Raw genomic sequence first — 20,517 nt, 5'->3', positions numbered from 1 at the left:
TCCCTGATACCGCCACCGCCCCGCGCCCTCATCACACCGCCCCCCGGCGCCACGACCGCCACGCCCGCCGGAGCCGCCCGCGCGGCACCCTTCGGGCCGTCCACGCCACCGCGGCGAGGAGCAGCAGGATCAGGAACATGGCCCAGGCGATCGCCGAGGCCCGCCCCAGGTGGTGGTTCACCCAGCCCTGCTCGTACAGATAGAGCCCCAGTGTCTGGTACTGGTGCTCGGCGCCGCCCGTCGCTCCCGCGCCGCCGTTGAACAGCAGCGGCTCGCCGAAGAGCTGGGTCGCGCCGATGGTCGACACCACCACCGTGAAGAGGATCGTCGGCCGCAGCCCCGGCACGGTGACGTGGAGGAACTGCCGCCAGCGCGAGGCCCCGTCGAGCGCCGCCGACTCGTACAGCTCCGGCGGGATGGTCTGCATCGCCGCCAGGTAGATCAGCGCGTTGTAGCCGGTCCAGCGCCAGATCACGATCGTGGAGACCGCGATCCGCGACGCCCAGGTGCCGTTCTGCCAGTCGACCGGTCCGATCCCGGCCGCCCCCAGGGCCCAGTTCACCAGGCCGTGCTCCCGTCCGAAGAGGAGCGCGAAGACCAGGGTCGCGGCGGCCACCGAGGTGGCGTAGGGGGTGAGGGCCGCGACCCGGAAGAACATCCGGCCGCGCAGCCGGTGGTCGAGCAGCTGGGCGACGCCCAGGGCCATGAGCAGCTGCGGCACGGTCGACAGGACGCCGATGACCGCCGTGTTCCCCAGGGCGTTCCAGAAGAACTCGTCCGTCGCGAGCCGGGCGAAGTTCCGCGCCCCCACCCACCGCGTCTCGCCGGGCGAGGTCAGCTCCACGCGGTGCAGCGAGGCCCAGCCCGTGTAGAGGAGGGGGAAGATCCCGAAGGCCGCGAAGAGCAGGAAGAAGGGGGCGACGAAGGCGTACGGGCTCCAGCGCACGTCCCTGCGGTGGCGGCGGGCCCGCCGCTCGGCCTCCTTCGACGGGACCGGGGGAGGGGGCACGGGAACGGCGACGTCGGCCATCGCTCTCACTCGTCCAGGGCGTTGTCGATCGTCCGCACCGCCGCGTCCCAGGCGTCCCGGGGCGACCGCCCCTTCTGGTCGACCTGGAGCATGCCGATGTCGCCCAGGTTCTGGGCGATGACCGCGTCCTTGGGTCCGGTGACCGCCACGGGCACCCCGCGCGCCGCCTCGGCGAAGATGGCGCCGACGGGAGCACCGCCGAAGTAGGCGTGCGTGGCGCCGGAGACGGCCGGGAGCGCGTGGGCGGCCGAGGCGCTGGGGAAGCTGCCGCGCCGCGCGAAGAGCGTCGCCTGCTGCGCGGGGGCGGTCAGCCAGGCCACCAGCCTCGCCGCCTGGGCACGGTGCCGGCCTACCGACGGGACGACGAGGAAGGAGCCTCCCCAGTTGCCGGGCCGGGGAGCGGCGGCCACGTCCCACCGGCCCCGGCCCGCCGGGCCCGCCTTGTCCTGGATGTAGCCGAGCATCCAGGCCGGGCAGGAGACGGTGGCGAACGCGCCGTTGGCGTACGCCTGGTCCCAGGCGGGCGTGAACTGCTGGAGCCGGGCGGTCAGACCGCCGGTGGCGAAGGCGGCGGCCAGGTCCCAGGCGCGCCGCACGGCGGGGCTGTCCTTGTAGACGATCCGGCCCTTCTCGTCGTAGAACCGGCGCGGGCTGCTGCCGGTGATCGCGGCCAGCACGCCGGAGGCGGAGTCCACGAACGCGGTGCCGGCCGGCGCCTTCGCCCGGAACCGGCGGCCGACGGCGAGGTACCTGCTCCAGTCACCGGCCCACAGCCGGCCGACGGCCGCCCGGTCGGTGGGCAGACCGGCGCGGGCGAAGAGGTCCTTGCGGTAGCAGACTCCCTGCGGGCCGATGTCGGTGCCGAGGGCGACGGTCCGGCCGTCGGCGCTGGTGCCCTGGGCCCATTTCCATGGCAGGAAGGCGTTCTTGTCGACGCCGGGCGTCCGGCCCAGGTCCTCGAGCCGGCCGGCCTGGGTGGCGGTGATCTCGGCGATGTTGTCCACCTCGACGGCCTGGACGTCGGCGAGGCCGGAGTCGGAGACGAGGTGGGTGAGGAGCTGCGGGTAGTAGTTCTCGTTGCGTTCGATCGAGGTCTGCCGGATGGCGATGCCCGGGTGGAGCTTCATGTAGGTGTCGTAGAGCCCGGCTTCCTTCAGGCCGAAGGCTCCGAACACGCCGACGGTGAGGACGGTCCGTCCGGCCGCGTCCGTGCCGTTCCGGTCGCCGCCGCAGCCGGCCGAGGGGCCCGCTCCGAGGAGGAGGACGAGGGCGAGCGCGGTGGCTCTGCGCACGGGATCCCTCCTCTCGGGCCGGGTGCGCCGGTGACGGGGGCGGGCCCTCGGTCGTGTCCGGAAGGGCTCGCCCGGGGCGCTCCGGGCGGACGCCGATACGTTCCGGACCCTCCCGAGGGGGTGGGGCGGGCTTTTCGGAGCGTAGTGCGGCGCCGTCGGCGGGAGGGGCTCAGCTCGCTGGGGGGCGGCGAACTCGGCGTGCCGGGCCACCCGCTCGGTCGAACGCGGCGCGGGGCGCGACGCCGGGACGGGCGCGATGCCGAGCGCACACGGACAAGGCCCCGGTTCCGAAGAACCGGGGCCTTGAGCCGTCAGGGTGAGTAACGGGACTCGAACCCGCGACATCCTGGACCACAACCAGGTGCTCTACCAGCTGAGCTATACCCACCATGACCGGCGGTTTTCCCGAAGGTTTCCCCGACCGGCCGAGAAGAAGTCTACAGGGTCCCGACGGGTGCTCGCGCCCGTATTGACGGCGGGCGCGAGCGGGGGCTCATTCCGCGGGCAGGACGTGGCGCGCGGCGATCTGCTTCGCCGTCTCCGAGTCGGGGCCGGGCTGCGGGACGAAGACCGCCTCGCGGTAGTAGCGCAGCTCGGCGATCGATTCGCGGATGTCGGCGAGCGCACGGTGGTTGCCGCTCTTCTCCGGACTGTTGAAGTACGCCCTCGGGTACCAGCGGCGGGCCAGTTCCTTGATCGAGGAGACATCGACGATCCGGTAGTGGAGGTGGCTCTCCAGGGCGGGCATGTCCCGCGAGAGGAAGCCGCGGTCGGTGGAGACCGAGTTCCCGCAGAGCGGCGCCTTGAGGGGCTCCTTGACGTGCTCGCGGACGTAGGCCAGGACCTGCGCCTCGGCGTCGGCGAGAGTGGTGCCGCCGGGCAGGGCGTCGAGCAGACCGGAGGCCGTGTGCATCCTGCGCACGATGTCCGGCATGGTCTCCAGGGCCGCCTCCGGCGGGCGGATCACGATGTCCACCCCTTCGCCGAGTACGTTCAGGTCCGAGTCGGTGACCAGTGCGGCCACCTCGATGAGTGCGTCGTCCGTCAGCGAGAGCCCGGTCATCTCGCAGTCGATCCACACCATGCGATCGTTCATGCGTCCTACCTTATGGGTTCCGCCGGTGATCGGACCCGGCTCGTGGTCGTCGGACGCCGACGGGCGCCCAGGGGGGTGTCCCCGGGCGCCCGTCGTCCTGCGGTGCGCTGCTTGTGGCGCGCGGTCTACGGAGCGCTCCGCTGGCCGGGCAGTGCCGGGCGGCCCGAGGCGTACAGGTCGGACTGCGGCTTGCCCTGGTCGAGCGGGCCTCCGGGGCGCCGGATCGCGGGGGCGACCTGCGACGGCACGACCGGGTCCATGACGGCCGTCGTCGTCTCACCCTGCGGGCGGCGGGCCCGGTAGGCGGCGCGGTAGGCGGCCGGCGAGGAGCCGAGCTGGCGGCGGAAGTGGCCGCGCAGCGCCACCGGGGAGCGGAAGCCGCAGCGCCCGGCGACCTCGTCGACGGAGTAGTCGGAGGTCTCCAGGAGCCGCTGCGCCTGCAGCACCCGCTGGGTGATCAGCCACTGGAGCGGCGCGGAGCCGGTCAGCGAGCGGAACCGGCGGTCGAACGTACGCCGTGACATGTACGCGCGGGCGGCGAGCGTCTCCACGTCGAACTGCTCGTGGAGGTGCTCCAGCGCCCAGGCGACGACCTCCGCGAGCGGGTCGGCGCCGATCTCCTCGGGTAAAGACCTGTCGAGATAGCGCTCCTGACCGCCGCTGCGCCGCGGCGGGACGACGAGCCGGCGCGCCAGGGCGCCCGCGGCCTCCGCGCCGTGGTCGGTCCGCACGATGTGCAGACAGAGGTCGATCCCGGCGGCGGTCCCCGCCGAGGTCAGTACGTCCCCGTCGTCGACGAAGAGCTCCCGCGGGTCCACGTGGACCGACGGGTAGCGCTTGGCGAGCGTCGGCGCGTACATCCAGTGTGTGGTCGCGGGACGGCCGTCGAGGAGGCCGGCGGCGGCCAGGACGAACGCCCCGGTGCACAGTCCGACGATCCTGGCGCCTTCCTCGTGAGCCCGGCGCAGCGCCTCCAGCGCCTCCGGCGGCGGCGGCGAGGTGATCGACCGCCAGGCCGGTACGACGACGGTTCCGGCCCGGCTGATCGCGTCCAGGCCGTACGGCGCGGTCAGTTCGAGTCCCCCGGTGGTCCGCAGCGGTCCCTCTTCGCCGGCGCACACAAGCAGCCGGTAGCGGGGCACGCCGGCGTCCTGCCGGTCGATTCCGAATACGGAGAGCGGGATGGAGCTCTCGAAGATGGGGCCGCCGCTGAACAGCAGCACCGCGACGACTTCGCGACGGCGGCGCCCGGAAAGCTTCCGTGCGGCCTCCGGTGCGGCGGAGTCCTGGCTCATGACGCTAAGCCCCCCTCGGTGTTCGCGTCTCCCTGGTCCTGTCGCTCCTGCACGTTTCCCCTCGGTTTTGCACGAGACCCCAGTCTTCGATACCCAAGATCGAATCTACTGTGTTCCGTGCCGCCGGCGTGACAAGTTCTCCATCCGGCACATTGTCGACAAGGCAACTTGGCGCGAAGCATTCGATCACGAAGCGTTCCACTCGCGGGCCGCGCAGGGAAGTGCGTCTTCCGTGCATGGCCCGTCCCCGTAGGGTGCGCGGGCCCGCCGCAAGGCTTTCCGTCCTGGTGGAACCGGGGCGGGAGGGCCCTTCGGGCAAGGACTCGCCGACATCGGGAAGTTGGCTGAAATCATACGGGTGTGGGTGTGCGAACCTGTCAGCTCTACGGGGGGTTCGTCAGGTCGGGTCCCTCGGGTCGGTCACTCCTGGCGGTGGCGGCGGCCCCCGGGGGTACGGGGGACGTGGCTCTCGCCCCGCAGTCCGCGCTCGGAGCGGCGCAGCAGCACCCGGCAGACCGCCGTCACGGCGACGAGCCCGAGGGCGGCCCCGGCGGCTCCGCCCAGCGAGGTGCCGTAGACGACGAGGACGACCGGGACGAGCACGCAGCAGAAGGCCGCCCAGCGGACCACGTCGCCCGCGGACTCCCCGCCCGCGCCTCCGACCGTCCCTCCGGTCGCCCCTTCCGTGCCGCCGGCACCGTCCGTGGCATCCGCCGGAGCCGTCGTCGACGGCCGGCTTCCGGCGCGGCGGTGACCGCGCGGCGGGGCGGGGAAGGAGGTCTGGGCGGCGGCGGCCGATGGTGCGGGCACGGGCGGTCTCCCTGCGTCGGTGGGCTGGACCAGTGGCAACGAGGATTGCAACGTTCCGGTCACTGCCCGGCGCGTCCGTTTGGCCCCCGTACGGACACCGGGTCCCCGTATGGACACCTGTAGGACGCAACCGGCATTGCCATGGGGGGACAGGCTCGTGCATGCTCCCTGGGACGCCGTGCGATCGCCGCACGCCGCACGGCGGGCTCTGGGCAGGAGAGGAGTGTCGCCGTACCCTTGGGGGTATGGGGTTGGGAAGATGATTCCCGGACACAGCTCCGCCACCAGCAGCCGTTCTGTCCCTTCCCAGAAGGATCTTCTTCTTCGAGACACCGATGGCCGGTCACGAAATCCCCGAACCCGCGGACCGCAAGCGCGTCGCCGATTCCACGGTCGACCCCTTGGCGGTGGAACAGCCACGTCACTCCTGTGATCCCGCCTTCCGGCACGGAGTGGTCGTCGGTTTCGACGGCTCGACCTCCAGCGAGCGAGCCCTGGCGTACGCCATCGGCATGGCCTGCCGTTCCGGCTCCGGTCTGGTCATCGTGCACGTCGCCAACAGGCTGCCGACCACGGTGTGGGCGGGCTGCGAGCCCCCGGTCTTCGTCGACGTGCCGGACCACCGCACCGAGGTGCTCGGCCTGGAGCTGGCCTGCGCGGACTATCTCGCCGAGGTCCCCTGGATCCTCGTCGAGCGCGGTGGCGACATCTGCCACGAGCTGGAGGAGGTCGGCCGGGAGTACTCCGCCGACGCGATCGTGGTCGGCTCCACGCACGGCATCGTCGGCCGGATCTTCGGATCCGTCGCGGGCCGGCTGGCGCGACGCGCCCAGCGGCCCGTCGTCGTCATCCCGTAGCCACTGCTCCCCCCTCAACTTCCTTGCTGCGGAGATAAATTCGGCCATCCTCAGGTGAATTGTGCGCTTGTGAAGGGTAGATAAGGGTCACCGGAACAAAGCGGCCCAAGCAGCACAACTGCGCATCTGAAGGGAGCCCGCCGTGGACAACGAAGTCGCCGCGGGAAACACCGCCTCCACACTCGGCCAACTCGCACTCGGACTCACCCTGCTGGCCTTCGGCATAGGCGGCACCGGCGTGATCGACAACGTCGCGGCGTCCGACGCCGCGGCCCTCGCCACCTGGGTCGGCGGGGTGGCGCTGTTCCTCGCCGGTCTGCTCGCCCTGCGGGCGGGCAACGGCCGTGACGGCACGGCATGCTCGGCGCTCGGCGCCTTCTGGTTCACCTGGGGGACGGCGGTGGGCGGCGGTGCGTCGGCCGAGGCGACCGGGCTCTTCCTGCTGCTGTGGGCGCTGCTGGCGCTCACGCTGACGATGGCGGCCTCGGGCACCGGTCTGTTCGGTCAGGGGGTCTACGGGCTGCTGTTCGTGGCGCTGCTGCTGCTCGGCGTCGGCGCCCTGGCCGGCAACGGCGGCCTCGCGAAGGCGGGCGGCTGGGTCGCCGCGGTGGCGGGCCTCGCGGCCTGGTACGGCGCCACGGCGGCGGTGGCCCACTGGCCGACCTCGGTACGCCGCCCCTCCCACCGCGAGGCCCCGGCCGCGAGCTGACGGCTCGCCTGCGAACCGAGCCCAGAAAAAGAAGAAGGGGTCTCCGTGCGCGCGTGCGCGCACGGAGACCCCTCCCCGTGTCCGGCCGGGCGTCCGGCCCTCCGGGGACAGGCCGGAATGGGGGCGGACGGGCTTTCCCGGCCGTGGTCGAGTCTCCGGGGGACAGGCCCGGAGGTTGCTACTCGACCGTGACGGACTTGGCCAGGTTGCGCGGCTTGTCGATGTCGCGGCCCATGGCGAGGGCGGTGTGGTAGGCGAGGAGCTGGAGCGGGATGCCCATGAGGATCGGGTCGAGCTCGTCCTCGTTCTTCGGCACGACGATGGTGTGGTCGGCCTTCTCCTGCGGCTGGTGCGCGACGGCGAGGATGCGGCCGCTGCGGGCCTTGATCTCCTCCAGTGCGGCGCGGTTCTTCTCGAGCAGGTCGTCGTCGGGGACGATCGCGACGGTCGGCAGAGCGGGCTCGATCAGGGCGAGCGGGCCGTGCTTCAGCTCGGAGGCGGGGTAGGCCTCGGCGTGGATGTAGGAGATCTCCTTGAGCTTCAGGGAGGCCTCCAGGGCGACGGGGTAGCCCCGGACGCGGCCGATGAACATCATCGACTGGGCGCCGGCGTACTCCTCGGCGAGCTGCTTGATGTCGTCCTCGGTCTTCAGGATCTCGCTGATCTGCTCGGGGAGCTTGCGCAGGCCCTCGATGATCCGCTTGCCGTCGGTGACCGACAGGTCGCGGATGCGGCCCAGGTGGAGGGCGAGCAGTGCGAAGGCGACGACGGTGTTGGTGAAGCACTTGGTGGAGACGACGCAGACCTCGGGGCCGGCGTGGACGTACACGCCGCCGTCGGCCTCGCGGGCGATGGCGGAGCCGACGACGTTGACGACGCCGAGGACGCGGGCGCCCTTGCGCTTGAGCTCCTGGACGGCCGCGAGGACGTCGTACGTCTCTCCGGACTGGGAGACGGCGATGTAGAGGGTGTCGGGGTCCACGACCGGGTTGCGGTAGCGGAACTCCGAGGCCGGCTCGGCGTCGGCGGGGATGCGGGCCATGGACTCGATGAGGCCGGCGCCGATGAGGCCGGCGTGGTACGAGGTGCCGCAGCCGAGGATCTTGATGCGGCGGATGGTGCGGGCCTCGCGGGCGTCGAGGTTGAGGCCGCCGAGGTGGACGGTGGAGAAGCGGTCGTCGATCCGGCCGCGCAGCACGCGGTCGACCGCGTCGGGCTGCTCGGAGATCTCCTTGTGCATGTAGGTGTCGTGGCCGCCCATGTCGTAGGAGGCGGCCTCCCACTCCACGGTCTCCGGGGTGGCGGTGGTGGTCGCGCCGGAGGTGGTGTACGTGCGGAAGTCGTCGGCCTTGAGGGTGGCCATCTCGCCGTCGTCGAGGGTGACGACCTGGCGGGTGTGGGCGATCAGGGCGGCGACGTCGGAGGCGACGAACATCTCCTTCTCGCCGATGCCGAGGACGACGGGGGAGCCGTTGCGGGCCACCACGATGCGGTCGCCGAAGTCGGCGTGCATGACGGCGATGCCGTACGTGCCCTCGATGACCTTGAGGGCCTCGCGGACCTTCTCCTCCAGGGAGGTGGCCTGGGAGCGGGCGATCAGGTGGGTGATGACCTCGGTGTCGGTCTCGGAGGCGAAGACGACGCCGTCGGCGACCAGCTTGGCGCGCAGCTCGGAGGCGTTGTCGACGATGCCGTTGTGGACGACGGCGACCTTGTTCTCGGGGTCGAGGTGGGGGTGCGAGTTGACGTCGCTGGGCGCGCCGTGGGTGGCCCAGCGGGTGTGGGCGATGCCGGTGGTGCCGGTGAAGCGCTTGGGGACGCGGGCCTCCAGGTCCCGGACCCGGCCCTTGGCCTTGACCATCTTCAGGCCGCTGGCCTTCGGGCTGCTGATGACGATGCCGGCGGAGTCGTACCCCCGGTACTCCAGCCGCTGCAGTCCTTCGAGGAGCAGCGGGGCCACGTCACGCTTTCCGATGTAACCGACGATTCCGCACATAAAGGTTTCAGCCCTCCGAGTCAGTGGGTGTGCTCAGCCGTAGACGATGCGGCGCAGCTGCCGGAGCGAGAGCTCCGGTGGTGCCACGGCGCGGTGCGGCAGTTCGGCCGCGATGCGTTCGAAGATCTCCGCGTTGACCGCGCCACCGGACTGGAGTTCGCGGTGGCGGCGGCGGACGTAGTCCTCGGTCGACTCGTCGAAGTACGCCAGCACGTCGAGGATCACCCGGGCCGCCTCACCGCGCTGGAGCGCGGTGCTGCGCACCAGGTGGTCGATGAGGTCGTCGTGCGACGGGCGGCGTTCGAGCACCCGTGAATACTGAAGGGTCCGGGCCTCGCTTTGCAAGAAACCTGCCCGGAATCGGGCAGGCTGGTCCATGATCGACGTCTCTCGCGACGAAATTGGTCTACACCTTGACCCCGGATGGGGTGCACGGTACGCATGGTGACCGATCGGATACGCATGCCCACCGTCGTGAAGCCCGTCGAAAGGGACCCTCCCTATGAGACAGCGCAGAACGTTCCCGCGAGTGCTCGGTGCCCTGCTGATCGTCGCCGCGGCCGGCCTCTCCTGTGCCGGAGCCGCCGCCTCCGCCCCTCCTCCCGGCCCCGCCCTCACCCGGCCGCTCGGGCAGATCGTGCCCGCCCCCGCGTCCGTGAAGCCGGCCGGAGCCCCCTACGCCATCACCGCCGCCACCCGCATCCGGGTGGACGGCGACTCCCGCGAGTCCCGCGCCATCGGCGACTACCTCGCCGGGGTGCTCCGCCCCTCCACCGGCCACCCGCTGCCCGTCGTCGACGAGGACCGGGCGCGCGGCGGCATCCTGCTGCGCCTGTCACCCCGCGACCGGGCGCTCGGGGAGGAGGGCTACCGGCTCCGGTCCGCCCCCGACGGCATCACGCTCACCGCCCACCGCCCCGCCGGGCTCTTCCGCGGCGTGCAGACCCTGCGCCAGCAGCTGCCCGCCGCCGTGGAGCGGAGGACCGTCCAGGCCGGGCCCTGGCGGGTGGCCGGCGGCACCATCACCGACACCCCTCGCTACGCCTACCGCGGCGCGATGCTCGACGTCTCCCGCCACTTCCTCACCGTCGACCAGGTCAAGCGCTACATCGACCAGCTCGCCCTCTACAAGGTCAACAAGCTGCACCTGCACCTCTCCGACGACCAGGGCTGGCGCATCGCCATCGACTCCTGGCCCCGGCTCGCCACCTACGGCGGCTCCACCGAGGTCGGCGGCGGCCCCGGCGGCCACTACACCAAGGACGACTACAAGGAGATCGTCCGCTACGCCGCCTCCCGCTACCAGGAGGTCGTCCCCGAGATCGACCTGCCCGGACACACCAACGCCGCACTCGCCTCGTACGCCGAACTCAACTGCGACGGCGTCGCCCCGCCGCTCTACACCGGGACCGCTGTCGGCTTCAGCTCGCTGTGCGTGGCGAAGCCGGTCACCTACGACTTCGTGGACGACGTGATCCGGGAGCTGGCCGCGCTGACCCCCGGGGCGTACCTGCACATCGGGGGCGACGAGGCGCACTCCACTCCGCACGAGGACTACGTCGCCTTCATGGACAGGGTCCAGCCGATCGTCGCCCGGTACGGCAAGACCGTCGTCGGCTGGCACCAGCTGACCGGGGCCACCCCCGCGAAGGGCGCGCTCGCACAGTACTGGGGTCTCGACCGGACCTCTGACGCGGAGAAGGCGCAGGTCGCGAAGGCCGCGCAGAACGGCACGGGGCTCATCCTGTCGCCGGCCGACCGGGTCTACCTCGACATGAAGTACACCAAGGACACCCCGCTCGGGCTGAGCTGGGCGGGCTACGTCGAGGTGCAGCGGTCCTACGACTGGGACCCCGCGGCCTATCTGCCCGGAGCGCCGGCGTCCGCGGTGAAGGGCGTCGAGGCGCCCCTGTGGACGGAGACCATCTCGGAGAACGCGCACATCGACCGGATGGCCTTCCCGCGCCTCCCCGGGGTGGCGGAACTCGGCTGGTCGCCGGCGGCCACGCACGACTGGGAGACGTACAGAACGCGCCTCGCCGCCCAGGGGCCGCGGTTCGAGGCGCTCGGCATCGACTTCTACCGCTCGCCGCAGGTCCCCTGGCCCGCGTCGTAGCGGAGGAGTGACGGGAGGAAGGAAGAAGAGGAGCCGGCGTCCGGGGGGACCGTACCCCCGGACGCCGGCCGGTCCGTGCCGGGTCCGCCGTCCTGGAGAGGGTCCGGAAGGTATCCGCGTCCGCCCGAAGGGCGACCGGGCGTGACCGTTCCGGACCCTCCCTAGCGGGCGAACCGGGCGATCGGGTTCACCAGGTCGCCGACGAGCTGGAGCGCCGCGGACGGGTCCGCGAGGTCGACCATCTGCCGGTTGTCGCGCAGCTGGAGACGGTTGAGCGCGGAGAGCGCGAACGTCTCGGCGAACATGTCGTACTGCGCGAACCGGTCCGCCAGCTCCGGCTTCGACTCCTGGTAGCCGCGCACGCACTCCGCGACCGTCCGCCAGAAGTCGTCCTCGTCCAGGGTGCCCTCGGCCGCCAGCGTCGCCGCGAGGAAGCGGAAGAAGCAGTCGAAGACGTCGGTGAAGACGGACAGCAGCTTCATGTCCTCGGGGACCTCCGCCCGGATCCGCTCCACCGCCGGCGGCAGGACCGCCCCGGGATCCATGACGCAGATCTCCTCGGCGATGTCCTTGAAGACCGTCCGGACGACCGCGCCCCGCTCGTCGAGGACGAGGATCACGTTCTCACCGTGCGGCATGTAGACCAGGTCGTAGGCGTAGAAGCAGTGCAGGATCGGCAGCAGGTAGGCGTCGAGGTAGCCGCGCAGCCACGCGGTCGGCGCCAGGCCCGAGTCCTTGATGAGCGCGCCCGCGAAGGACGCCCCCTCGTGGTCGACGTGGACCAGCGATGCCATCGTCGCCAGGCGCTCGCCCGGGGCCAGGGACGCCACCGGCGACTCGCGCCAGAGCGCGGCCAGCATCTTGCGGTAGGGCGAGTAGCGGTCGGTCGCCGCCTCGTACTCCAGGTGCCGGTAGCCCACGGCGGCCCGCTCGCGGATGATCGAGAACCGGGCGGCCCGCAGCACCGGGTCGGCCTCGATCAGACCGGCCAGCCAGTCGTTGATCGCCGGAGTGGCCTCCATGTACGCGGCCGAGAGCCCCCGCATGAAGCCCATGTTCAGGACCGACAGGGCCGTCTTCACGTAGTGCTTGGACGGGTCGGCCGTGTTGAAGAAGGTACGGATCGACTGCTGCGCGAGATAGGCGTCGTCGCCCTCGCCGAGATAGACCAGGCGCTCCTGGGCTATCTCGGCGGCGAAGGTGACCGACAGCTTGTTCCACCACTGCCAGGGGTGGGCCGGCATCAGGAGGTAGTCGGCCATGTCCAGGCCCCGCGCGGCGAGGGCCGCCGCGAAGCCGTCGACCGCCCGGTCGCCGAGTTCGGCGCGGATGAAGGTGTCGTACTCGATGTCCGCGCCGGCCGTGAAGGCGGCACGGTCGCGGCGGGCGGCGAGCCAGACGAGGTGGATGGGGGCGGCGGCCTCGGGGGCGTACGCACGGAACTCGTCCACGCCGAAGCCGAGCCGGCCGTTGTTGGCGACGAAGCAGGGGTGGCCCTCCGTCATGCCGGTCTCGATGGCCTGGAAGTCGGCGCGGGCCAGCTCGGCGGCGGTGATCCTCGGCTTGGTCGCCTTGAAGGCCGTCCCGGCCAGGGTGGAGGAGATCTCCTCCAGGTAGACCGGCAGGATCTCGTCGCTCAGGCCGAGCGACCCGCGCAGTTCGGTGATGAACCGCAGGGCGTCCAGCGGGAGCTGCTCGTCGCCGCGGTGGCAGCTGATGGAGTCCGGGTAGACCTGCCAGTGGTCGAGAGCGAAACGGTCCGCGGTGAAGCGGTACTCGGTCGCGCCGTCGTCGCTGAGGACCTTGTAGCGGCTCTCTCCCAGCTCCTGCGGTTCGAGCAGCCGCTCGTGGGCGAACTCCGCGAGGCCCTTGCGGATCAGCGCGCGGTTGGCGTCGGCCCAGAGGGCGGGGGTCAGGTGGTCGACGGCGTTCATATCGCGGCTCCCGTGGCGGCTTCGAACTGTTCGCGGGTGCAGAAGCTCAGCAGGGCCCGCTTCTCCGGCTTCGAGATCTCCAGCTCGGGCACGAAGCCGACCGCCTCGTTGAGGGCGTGGACGGCCGTGTTGCGGACGTCCGGCTCGACGACGACACGTGCGGTGGCCGGGTCGGCGAACAGTTCGCGCATGACCGCGGTGATGACGGTGCGCGTGAAGCCGTGCACGGGAGTGTCCGTGGGCGCGACGAGGAAGTGCATGCCGACGTCACCCGGCCGCGGCTCGTAGAGCCCGACCAGCTCCAGCTGCGACGGGTCGTAGCGTTCCATCAGGATGGCGGGGACCTCGTCGACCAGACCGATGAACGCCTCGTGGTACGGGTTCGCGGCGAACGCCGTGTACTCGCGCTCGACGTCCTCGAGGTCCGCGTCCTGCATCATCCAGAAGGCGGCCTTGGGGTGGGTGACCCAGGGGTGGATCAGCTCCGCGTCCTTGGCCGGATCGAGGGGACGGAATCGGATGTTCATACCGCGAACTCCTGGAAGGCGATGGTCTTCTCGACGGGGTAGTGGTCCGTACCCAGCATCGCACCGATGATGTAGGCGTTGCGGTACGCACCCATGCCCAGGTCGGGCGAGGTGATGGAGTGCGTGTGCACGGCGGAGTTCTGCAGGAACACCTCGCGGCCCGCCGTGTCGATCGAGTAGTCGCGGGCGACGTCGAAGCGGCCCTGACCGTCCCAGCGCAGGCGGTCGCGGATGGGCTCCAGGAAGGCGGGGACGGTGTACTTGTAGCCGGTGGCGAGGATCAGGCCGTCGGTCTCGACCGTGAAGTCCTTCCCCTGCTCCTCCTGGTGGAAGCCGAGCGTGTACGTGCCGCTGGTGTCGTCGTACGCGGCGGAGTGCAGAGCCGAGTTGGTGAGCAGCCGCGTGGGGACGGGGCCGGCCAGGTTCTTCTGGTAGAGCAGGTCGAAGATGGCGTCGATCAGCTCGCCGTCGATGCCCTTGAAGAGGCCCTTCTGCTGGGTCTCCAGGCGGTAGCGGGTCTGCTCGGGCAGCGCGTGGAAGTAGTCCACGTACTCCGGCGAGGTCATCTCCAGGGTGAGCTTGGTGTACTCCAGCGGGAAGAACCGCGGGGAGCGCGTCACCCAGTTCAGGCGGTAGCCGTGGACGTCGATCTCGGACAGGAGGTCGTAGTAGATCTCCGCCGCGCTCTGGCCGCTGCCGACCAGGGTGATCGACTTCTTCTTCTGCAGCGCCTCCTTGTTCGGGACGTAGCGCGAGTTGTGGATGAGGTCGCCCCCGAGGCCACGGCAGGGCTCCGGGACGTGCGGCGGGGTGCCGGTGCCGAGCACGATCCGCCGGGCGCGGAAGGTCTCGCCGCCCTCGGTCGCGACGACGTACTCCCGCGCGCTCTCGTCGTACGAGACGGAGCTGACGGTCGTGGAGAAGCGGATGCTGCTCAGCTTGTCGGCGGCCCAGCGGCAGTAGTCGTTGTACTCCGTGCGCAGCGGATAGAAGTTCTCGCGGATGTAGAAGGAGTAGAGCCGGCCCTTCTCCTTCAGGTAGTTGAGGAAGGAGTACGGGGAGGTCGGGTCGGCCATCGTGACGAGGTCCGACATGAACGGCGTCTGGAGGTGGGAGCCCTCCAGGAACATGCCCGAGTGCCATTCGAAGCCGGGCTTGGACTCCAGGAAGAGACCGTTCAGGTGGTCGATCGGCTCGGTCAGGCAGGCCAGGCCGAGGTTGAACGGACCGAGCCCGATGCCGATGAAATCAAGAGGCTGCGTGGACAAGGTTCTCTCCCAGGTACTGCTCGGCGTGGCCGGCTATCAGATCGAGGACGGCGGCGATGTCGGCCACGGTCGTCTCGGGGTTGAGCAGGGTGAACTTCAGGTACTGGCGGCCGTCGACCTTGGTTCCGGCGACGACGGCCTCGCCCGACGCGAAGAGCGCCTTGCGGGCGTAGAGGTTGGCGCGGTCGATCTCCGCGGGGGAGGTGACCGCCTCGGGGACGTAGCGGTAGACGAGGGTGGAGAGCTGCGGGCGGACGACCACGTCGTAGCGCGGGTCCGCCGCGAGCAGCTCGAAGCCGGCCGCCGCCAGGTCGCAGACCTCGTCGAAGAGTTCGCCGACACCGTCGGCGCCCATCACGCGCAGCGTCATCCAGAGCTTGAGCGCGTCGAAGCGGCGGGTGGTCTGGAGCGACTTGTCGACCTGGTTCGGGATCTTCTCGGCGACCGTCCGCAGCGGGTTGAGGTAGTCCGCGTGGTAGGTCGCGTGGCGCAGGGTGGCGCCGTCGCGGACCAGGAGGGCGGAGGAGCTCACCGGCTGGAAGAAGGACTTGTGGTAGTCGACGGTGACCGAGTCGGCCCGCTCGATGCCGTCCAGGAGGTGACGGCGGGTGAGGGAGGCGAGGAGGCCGCAGCCGTAGGCGGCGTCGACGTGCATCCAGGCGCCGTACTCGTCGGCCAGCGCGGCGATCTCGGGCAGCGGGTCGATGGAGCCGAAGTCGGTGGTGCCGGCAGTGGCGACGACGGCCATCGGGACCAGACCCTCGGCGCGGCAGGCCTCCAGCTCGGCGGCGAGGACGACGGACTGCATGCGCCGCTCGCGGTCGACGGGGATGGAGACCACGGCGTCGCGGCCGAGACCGAGGAGGGTGGCCGACTTCTGGACGCTGAAGTGGCTGCACTCGGAGGAGAAGACCCGCAGCTTGGACAGGTCGGCGGTCTTGGCCTCCTCGCGGGCGAGCAGCAGCGCCTGGAGGTTGGACTGCGTGCCCCCGCTGGTGAAGACGCCGTCGGCGGCCGGGCCGAGGCCGATGCGGCCGGTCGTCCAGTCGATGAGCTTGCGCTCGATGAGGGTGCCGCCGGCGCTCTGGTCCCAGGTGTCCAGGGAGGAGTTGACCGCCGAGAGGACGGCCTCGCCGAGGACGGCGGGGATCACGACCGGGCAGTTGAGGTGGCCCAGGTAGCGCGGGTGGTGGAAGTAGACGGCGTCGCGGAGGTAGACGCTCTCCAGCTCGTCGAGTGCGGCGGAGGTGTCGCCGAGCGGCTTGTCGAGGTCGACGGCGTCGACGACGGGTGCCAGCTCGGCGGGGGTGACGCCGCTGAACGGGCGTCGCGTCGTGGCGAGTTTGTCGGCCACCCGCTCGACCCCTTCGGTGACGGAGCGTCGGTAGCTCTCCGCCGTGGCGTCGTTGAGCAGGTGCGAGCGCATTGCAGGTCCTCCCGGATACGGGACTCGGTCGGCCTCCTCCGGACAGGAAAGGGGCGAGGGGGCGACGTTTAACTTAGGTTAGCCTAACCTAAGTTTCCACCGCAACATCCCTCGCCCCTCGGGCTACCGCGTGAACTGCGGTTATGCCTCTTCCGGCGTCTCCGGCGTCTCCGGCGCCTCGCGCAGGGCATCCTCGGACAGCCCTTCGCGCCAGTACCCGACGAACGTCACACGCCCGCGGTCGAGCTGACGATCCCGCACGAAGTGACGGCGCAACGCCTTCACCGCGCCTGACTCGCCCGCGATCCAGACGTACGGAGCCTCGCCGGGCAGCTCGGCGCCGCGCACCGCCTCCACGGCCGACGGCGCCCCCTCCTCGCGCACCAGCCAGGTGACGGTGGCGTCGGCCTTCGTCACCAGCTCCGCCCGGTCGCCGGAGTACGGCACCTCCAGATACACCTGGGCCCGCGTCCCGGCCGGCAGCCACTCCAGGATCGCGGAGGCGGCCGGCAGGGCCGTCTCGTCCGCCCAGATCAGCACGGAGTCGGCGTCCTCGGGCGGCTGGAACCGCACCGCGGTGTTCTCGGCGACCGCCGGGCCGAGCACCACGACCCGGTCACCGGCCTTGGCCTGCTGTGCCCAGCGGCAGGCGGGGCCGCCGTCCTCGTGCAGGGCGAAGTCGATGTCGACCTCGTCCGGTTCGGCCCGCTGCTCGCGCACGGTGTACGAGCGCATCACGGCCCGCTCGTCGTGCGGCATCGCGCGCCAGGCGCCCAGGATCGCGTACATGTCCGGGTCGTCCAGCGGGGGCAGGACCGGCGCGTCCTGGCCCGGGTGCGGCAGGAAGAGGGAGAGCGACTGGTCCCGCCCCCCGGAGGCGAAGGACGTCAGCTCCTCCCCGGTGAAGGTGATCCGGACCAGCGACGGGCCGAGCCGCCTCGTCCGGTCGACCTGGAGGGAGAAGAATCGGAACGGAGCGGTCTCGGCGGTCGTCATCGGGTCAGGACACCTTCTTCGCGTTCTCCAGGGCCTTGGCGAGGTCCTCCAGGAGCGGGGCGCACTTGGCGTAGGAGTAGACGGGCTCGGTCACGCGGGGGAAGACCTGGCCGGCCTTGACGGCGGGCAGCGCGGCCCAGGTCGGCTTGGCCTTCAGGGCCTCGGGCTGAAGGGCCGAGGTGCGGTTGTCGAGCAGGATGACGTCGGCCTTGTACTTGTCGACGTTCTCCCAGCTCAGGCCCTCGAACCAGCCGCCCTGGTCCAGCTTGTCCGGGACGATCAGGTTAACGCCCAGCTCCTTGAAGTAGACCGTGTCGGTCGGGCGGACCGGGGTGGAGACGTAGAAGAGATCGGGGGAGCCGGAGCCGACGAGGACCTTGATGTCCTTCTTGCCCTTGGCGGCCTGGCGGACGCGCTCGGCGGCGGCCTCGAAACGGGCCTTGTCGGCGAGGATCTGCTTGGTCTTCACGTCGGCGCCGAGCGAGGCGGCGAGGTCGGCGTGGCGCTGGAGCACGGCCGGCATCGACTTGTCGGAGGCCCAGAGGGCGACGCTCGGGGCGATCTTGAGGATCTTGTCCTTCTGCTCGGCCGGGACGTACCAGAGGTCGTTCTTCTCCCACATGTCCGTGATGAGGAGGTCCGGGTTGAGCTTGAGATACTCCTCGATCTTGAACTCGCCCCAGACGTTGCCGATGACCTTGACCTTGGTGATGTCGAGGTCGCCCGCCTGGACGTCCGGCTTCCGCTCCTTGGTCTTCGGGTCCTCGACGTAGGTCGGGCCGAAGACTCCCTTGACCTCGATGCCGAAGTCCTTCAGCGCGGCGGCCATGCCGGTGAAGGCCACGATGTTCTTCGGGGTGGACTTCGCCTCGACGGCCGTACCGCGGTCGTCGGTGAACTTCCACGGGCCGGCCTTCTCCGAAGCGCCGGAGGGGGCGCCGCCCTTGGTCTCGCTGCCGCAGGCGGCGAGCGCGGCGCCGAGCCCGAGGGCGCCGCCCGCGGCGAGCAGACCGCGACGGGTGAGATGGGTGGCTCGGGCGTTGCTGGGCATGGCGAAGTCGCTTTCGGTACGTGCCGCGTGGGTTCGGCCTGGGTGGATCGAAGGTAGGTTAGCCTAACCTCAGGTCGATCAGTAGGGGTGGCCCCCGGGTCGTACGTCACACGGCTCCGCCCGCCATGTCCCGGTATTTCTAGGTGTTTCGGGCGTCGCACTCGAACCACACCGTCTTACCGCCCGTCGAGGGCTCCACTCCCCAGCGGTCCGTCACGGCTTCGACGAGTGCGAGCCCCCGCCCGCCCTCCGCGAACGGCTCCGCCGCCTTGGCGTGGAGCGGCCCGGGCACGGCGTCGGCGACCTCCACGCGCAGTCCGTGCGGCTCACGCAGGATCAGTACGGAACAGCTCCGCCCCGGGACGTGCCGGACGACGTTGGCGACGAGTTCGCCGAGCGCGAGCTCGCCTGCGTCGGCGAGGGGGTCGAGTCCCCAACGGGTCAGGAAGATGCGCAGGATGCGACGCATGTGGCCCGCGGAGTGCTCACCTACGGTGAAGCCCATGCGGTAACTCGACGGAACTTCCGCCGGATAGAGGTCGGTTGCGTGATTCATGCCACCAGGATGGAGCCGGGTGGTTACGCTCGGCTACGAGTCGAAACGAACGCAGCGATGCGTGAGCTTGGGGGTGACCTCGTCGTGGTCAACATCCGCAGCCTCGATCCCAGCGCCTCTCCGCTGGACTACTACGGAGCCGAGCTTCGCCGCCTGAGAGAGGAGGCGAACCTCAACCAGGCGCAGTTGGGGGACATCGTCTTCTGCACGGCGTCGCTGATCGGCCAGATCGAGACGGCGAAGAAGGTCCCGACCCGGCGGTTCTCGGAACAGCTGGACGCGGCGCTGATGACGGGCGGGGTGTTCTCGCGGCTGGTGGGGCTGGTGCTGAAGAGCCAGCTGCCGAACTGGTTCCAGCCGTACGCGGAGATGGAGGCGAAGGCGACGTACATCTCGACGTACCAGGCGCAGCTGGTGTACGGGTTGTTGCAGACGGAGGAGTACGCGCGGGCGGTTCTCGGCGCTCGTACCGAGGACGACCTCGACGCCAAGGTCGCTGCCCGGATCGAGCGCCAGCGCATCCTGGACCGGGAGATCCCGCCGTTGATCTGGGTGGTGATGAGCGAGGCGGTGCTGCATCAGGAGATCGGCGGACGCGCGGTCATGCGGAACCAACTCGCGCACTTGTTGGCCGTGCAGGATCGGGAGTGGGTGAAGGTTCAGGTCCTGCCGTTCACGGCCGGGGCGCATGCCGGGCTGATGGGTTCGTTCAACCTGCTGCGCTTCGAGGAGAATCCCGACGTCGTCTATACGGAGGACTTCATCCAGGGGCACATGACGGCCAATCCAGCCGCTATCAGGGAGGGTTCGCTCCGTTACGATCACCTTCAGGCTGCCGCGCTCTCCGTGGAGGATTCGGTCGCACTGATCGCCCGCGTAATGGAGGAACGCTATGGGGACCAACCAGAACCTGACGGGCGCGCGCTGGCGTAAGTCTTCGTTCAGCGGCGACACGGGGGGCGACTGCGTCGAGTGCGCCCCCCTCGGCTCCGCCGCCTGGCGCAAGTCCTCGTACAGCGGCGACACCGGCGGTGAGTGCGTCGAGGTCGCCGATCTCGTAGCCCACGTCGCCGTCCGGGACTCCAAGAACCCCGAAGGCCCCGCCTTCCTGGCCTCGCCGGCCGCGTTCGCCGCGTTCGTGAGCGCTACGGCTCAGGGGCGCCTCGGCTGAGGGCCCGTCCGGCTTCTGGCCTCGGGCTGTCGGGGGCGCGGACCCGGTGAGCCTCTGGGGCGGCCGCCCTCTCTCCGAGTGTGGCGTCCTGCGCCGCCGCCTCAAGGGCGCTCCTTCGTCGCGTCGCTGCGCGATGGGCTGCGCCCACCCTTGACCCGTCGACTTCGGACGCCTTTTCACACTCGGAGGGCGGCCGGGGGGCGTGGCCACGCCGGGGCATGGTTCGTGCCTGGGCCGGGTTCGGCGCGTACGGGTCCGTGGGTGGGATTGCGCGGTAGTCGAATGGGGTGGCCCGGCTGCGCTTGGCGGGTGGCGGGTGGCGGGTGGCGGGTGGCGGCTGGTGGGACTGCATGCCCCGCTGGTGACGGCCGGTGGGGGACGGGGCTC

Annotated in this window: 19 protein-coding genes and 1 tRNA gene; 5 read left to right on the top strand and 15 right to left on the bottom strand. The window is 70.7% G+C overall.

The window, feature by feature from the left end; translation table 11 throughout:
• Positions 1 to 31: 31 nt before the first annotated feature.
• The 6 genes from AB0K65_RS09870 to AB0K65_RS09845 all read right to left on the bottom strand — a co-directional run bounded on the left by AB0K65_RS09870 (position 32) and on the right by AB0K65_RS09845 (position 5,343).
• Entirely contained in the window at positions 32 to 1,030 is a 999-nt protein-coding gene (locus tag AB0K65_RS09870; protein WP_365715270.1) for a sugar ABC transporter permease, read from the bottom strand.
• Positions 1,031 to 1,035: 5 nt separating this feature from the next.
• Positions 1,036 to 2,322 (bottom strand): ABC transporter substrate-binding protein, encoded by a 1,287-nt coding sequence (locus tag AB0K65_RS09865; RefSeq protein ID WP_365715269.1) that lies wholly within the window; start codon positions 2,320 to 2,322, stop codon positions 1,036 to 1,038.
• Between the two features lie 315 nt (positions 2,323 to 2,637).
• A tRNA-His gene (locus AB0K65_RS09860) sits at positions 2,638 to 2,710 on the bottom strand.
• 105 nt (positions 2,711 to 2,815) lie between these two features.
• Positions 2,816 to 3,418: an oligoribonuclease gene (gene orn / locus AB0K65_RS09855; protein WP_365715268.1), complete on the bottom strand. Its 603-nt coding sequence runs from the start codon at positions 3,416 to 3,418 to the stop codon at positions 2,816 to 2,818.
• 125 nt (positions 3,419 to 3,543) lie between these two features.
• Positions 3,544 to 4,713 (bottom strand): helix-turn-helix domain-containing protein, encoded by a 1,170-nt coding sequence (locus AB0K65_RS09850; protein WP_365715267.1) that lies wholly within the window; start codon positions 4,711 to 4,713, stop codon positions 3,544 to 3,546.
• Between the two features lie 420 nt (positions 4,714 to 5,133).
• Entirely contained in the window at positions 5,134 to 5,343 is a 210-nt protein-coding gene (locus AB0K65_RS09845) for a hypothetical protein (protein ID WP_365715421.1), read from the bottom strand.
• 515 nt (positions 5,344 to 5,858) lie between these two features.
• Between AB0K65_RS09845 and AB0K65_RS09840 the strand changes: the two genes are divergently transcribed.
• Together AB0K65_RS09840 and AB0K65_RS09835 are read left to right on the top strand one after the other, a co-directional pair.
• Positions 5,859 to 6,380, top strand: a complete 522-nt coding sequence (locus tag AB0K65_RS09840) for a universal stress protein (RefSeq protein WP_365715266.1) — start codon at positions 5,859 to 5,861, stop codon at positions 6,378 to 6,380.
• Between the two features lie 142 nt (positions 6,381 to 6,522).
• Entirely contained in the window at positions 6,523 to 7,089 is a 567-nt protein-coding gene (locus tag AB0K65_RS09835) for a GPR1/FUN34/YaaH family transporter (protein ID WP_365715265.1), read from the top strand.
• A 178-nt stretch (positions 7,090 to 7,267) separates the two neighbouring features.
• Here AB0K65_RS09835 and glmS read toward each other — a convergent pair whose 3' ends face one another.
• A complete protein-coding gene (gene glmS / locus AB0K65_RS09830; RefSeq protein WP_365715264.1) occupies positions 7,268 to 9,085 on the bottom strand; it encodes a glutamine--fructose-6-phosphate transaminase (isomerizing) in 1,818 nt (605 codons plus the stop codon).
• Positions 9,086 to 9,118: 33 nt separating this feature from the next.
• Positions 9,119 to 9,394 (bottom strand): hypothetical protein, encoded by a 276-nt coding sequence (locus tag AB0K65_RS09825; protein ID WP_365715263.1) that lies wholly within the window; start codon positions 9,392 to 9,394, stop codon positions 9,119 to 9,121.
• A gap of 193 nt (positions 9,395 to 9,587) precedes the next feature.
• On the opposite strand from AB0K65_RS09825, the gene AB0K65_RS09820 reads away from it, so the two are divergent.
• Complete coding sequence (locus AB0K65_RS09820) at positions 9,588 to 11,201, top strand: beta-N-acetylhexosaminidase (protein WP_365715262.1); 1,614 nt, start codon at positions 9,588 to 9,590, stop codon at positions 11,199 to 11,201.
• A gap of 161 nt (positions 11,202 to 11,362) precedes the next feature.
• Here the strand turns inward: AB0K65_RS09820 and AB0K65_RS09815 are convergent, their stop codons facing one another.
• The 7 genes from AB0K65_RS09815 to AB0K65_RS09785 form a co-directional block, all read right to left on the bottom strand.
• Complete coding sequence (locus AB0K65_RS09815) at positions 11,363 to 13,135, bottom strand: IucA/IucC family siderophore biosynthesis protein (RefSeq protein ID WP_365715261.1); 1,773 nt, start codon at positions 13,133 to 13,135, stop codon at positions 11,363 to 11,365.
• Positions 13,132 to 13,662, bottom strand: coding sequence for a GNAT family N-acetyltransferase (locus AB0K65_RS09810; RefSeq protein WP_365715260.1), 531 nt, complete (start codon positions 13,660 to 13,662; stop codon positions 13,132 to 13,134). The genes AB0K65_RS09815 and AB0K65_RS09810 overlap by 4 nt, the downstream gene beginning before the upstream one ends.
• Positions 13,659 to 14,930 (bottom strand): lysine N(6)-hydroxylase/L-ornithine N(5)-oxygenase family protein, encoded by a 1,272-nt coding sequence (locus AB0K65_RS09805; RefSeq protein WP_365715259.1) that lies wholly within the window; start codon positions 14,928 to 14,930, stop codon positions 13,659 to 13,661. The genes AB0K65_RS09810 and AB0K65_RS09805 overlap by 4 nt, the downstream gene beginning before the upstream one ends.
• The gene (locus tag AB0K65_RS09800; protein ID WP_365715258.1) at positions 14,911 to 16,356 is read right to left on the bottom strand and encodes an aspartate aminotransferase family protein; all 1,446 of its coding nucleotides are present in this window, start codon (positions 16,354 to 16,356) and stop codon (positions 14,911 to 14,913) included. Before AB0K65_RS09800 ends, AB0K65_RS09805 begins: the two co-directional genes overlap by 20 nt.
• A gap of 141 nt (positions 16,357 to 16,497) precedes the next feature.
• On the bottom strand, positions 16,498 to 17,352 hold the full coding sequence (locus AB0K65_RS09795) for a siderophore-interacting protein (protein ID WP_365715257.1): 855 nt from the start codon (positions 17,350 to 17,352) through the stop codon (positions 16,498 to 16,500).
• 4 nt (positions 17,353 to 17,356) lie between these two features.
• Complete coding sequence (locus AB0K65_RS09790) at positions 17,357 to 18,403, bottom strand: ABC transporter substrate-binding protein (RefSeq protein WP_365715256.1); 1,047 nt, start codon at positions 18,401 to 18,403, stop codon at positions 17,357 to 17,359.
• A 139-nt stretch (positions 18,404 to 18,542) separates the two neighbouring features.
• Entirely contained in the window at positions 18,543 to 18,959 is a 417-nt protein-coding gene (locus AB0K65_RS09785) for an ATP-binding protein (protein ID WP_365715255.1), read from the bottom strand.
• 84 nt (positions 18,960 to 19,043) lie between these two features.
• Here AB0K65_RS09785 and AB0K65_RS09780 point away from each other — a divergent pair, with 84 nt between their 5' ends.
• Both AB0K65_RS09780 and AB0K65_RS09775 read left to right on the top strand, forming a co-directional pair.
• The gene (locus AB0K65_RS09780) at positions 19,044 to 19,892 is read left to right on the top strand and encodes a helix-turn-helix transcriptional regulator (protein WP_365715420.1); all 849 of its coding nucleotides are present in this window, start codon (positions 19,044 to 19,046) and stop codon (positions 19,890 to 19,892) included.
• Entirely contained in the window at positions 19,852 to 20,130 is a 279-nt protein-coding gene (locus AB0K65_RS09775; protein WP_365715254.1) for a DUF397 domain-containing protein, read from the top strand. The genes AB0K65_RS09780 and AB0K65_RS09775 overlap by 41 nt, the downstream gene beginning before the upstream one ends.
• Positions 20,131 to 20,517: the final 387 nt, after the last annotated feature.

The sequence above is a fragment of the Streptomyces sp. NPDC053755 genome, from assembly GCF_040677675.1.
GTDB lineage: Bacteria > Actinomycetota > Actinomycetes > Streptomycetales > Streptomycetaceae > Streptomyces.
Note: the sequence above shows the minus strand (reverse complement) of the source record. Positions and strands in the feature narration are given on the sequence as shown.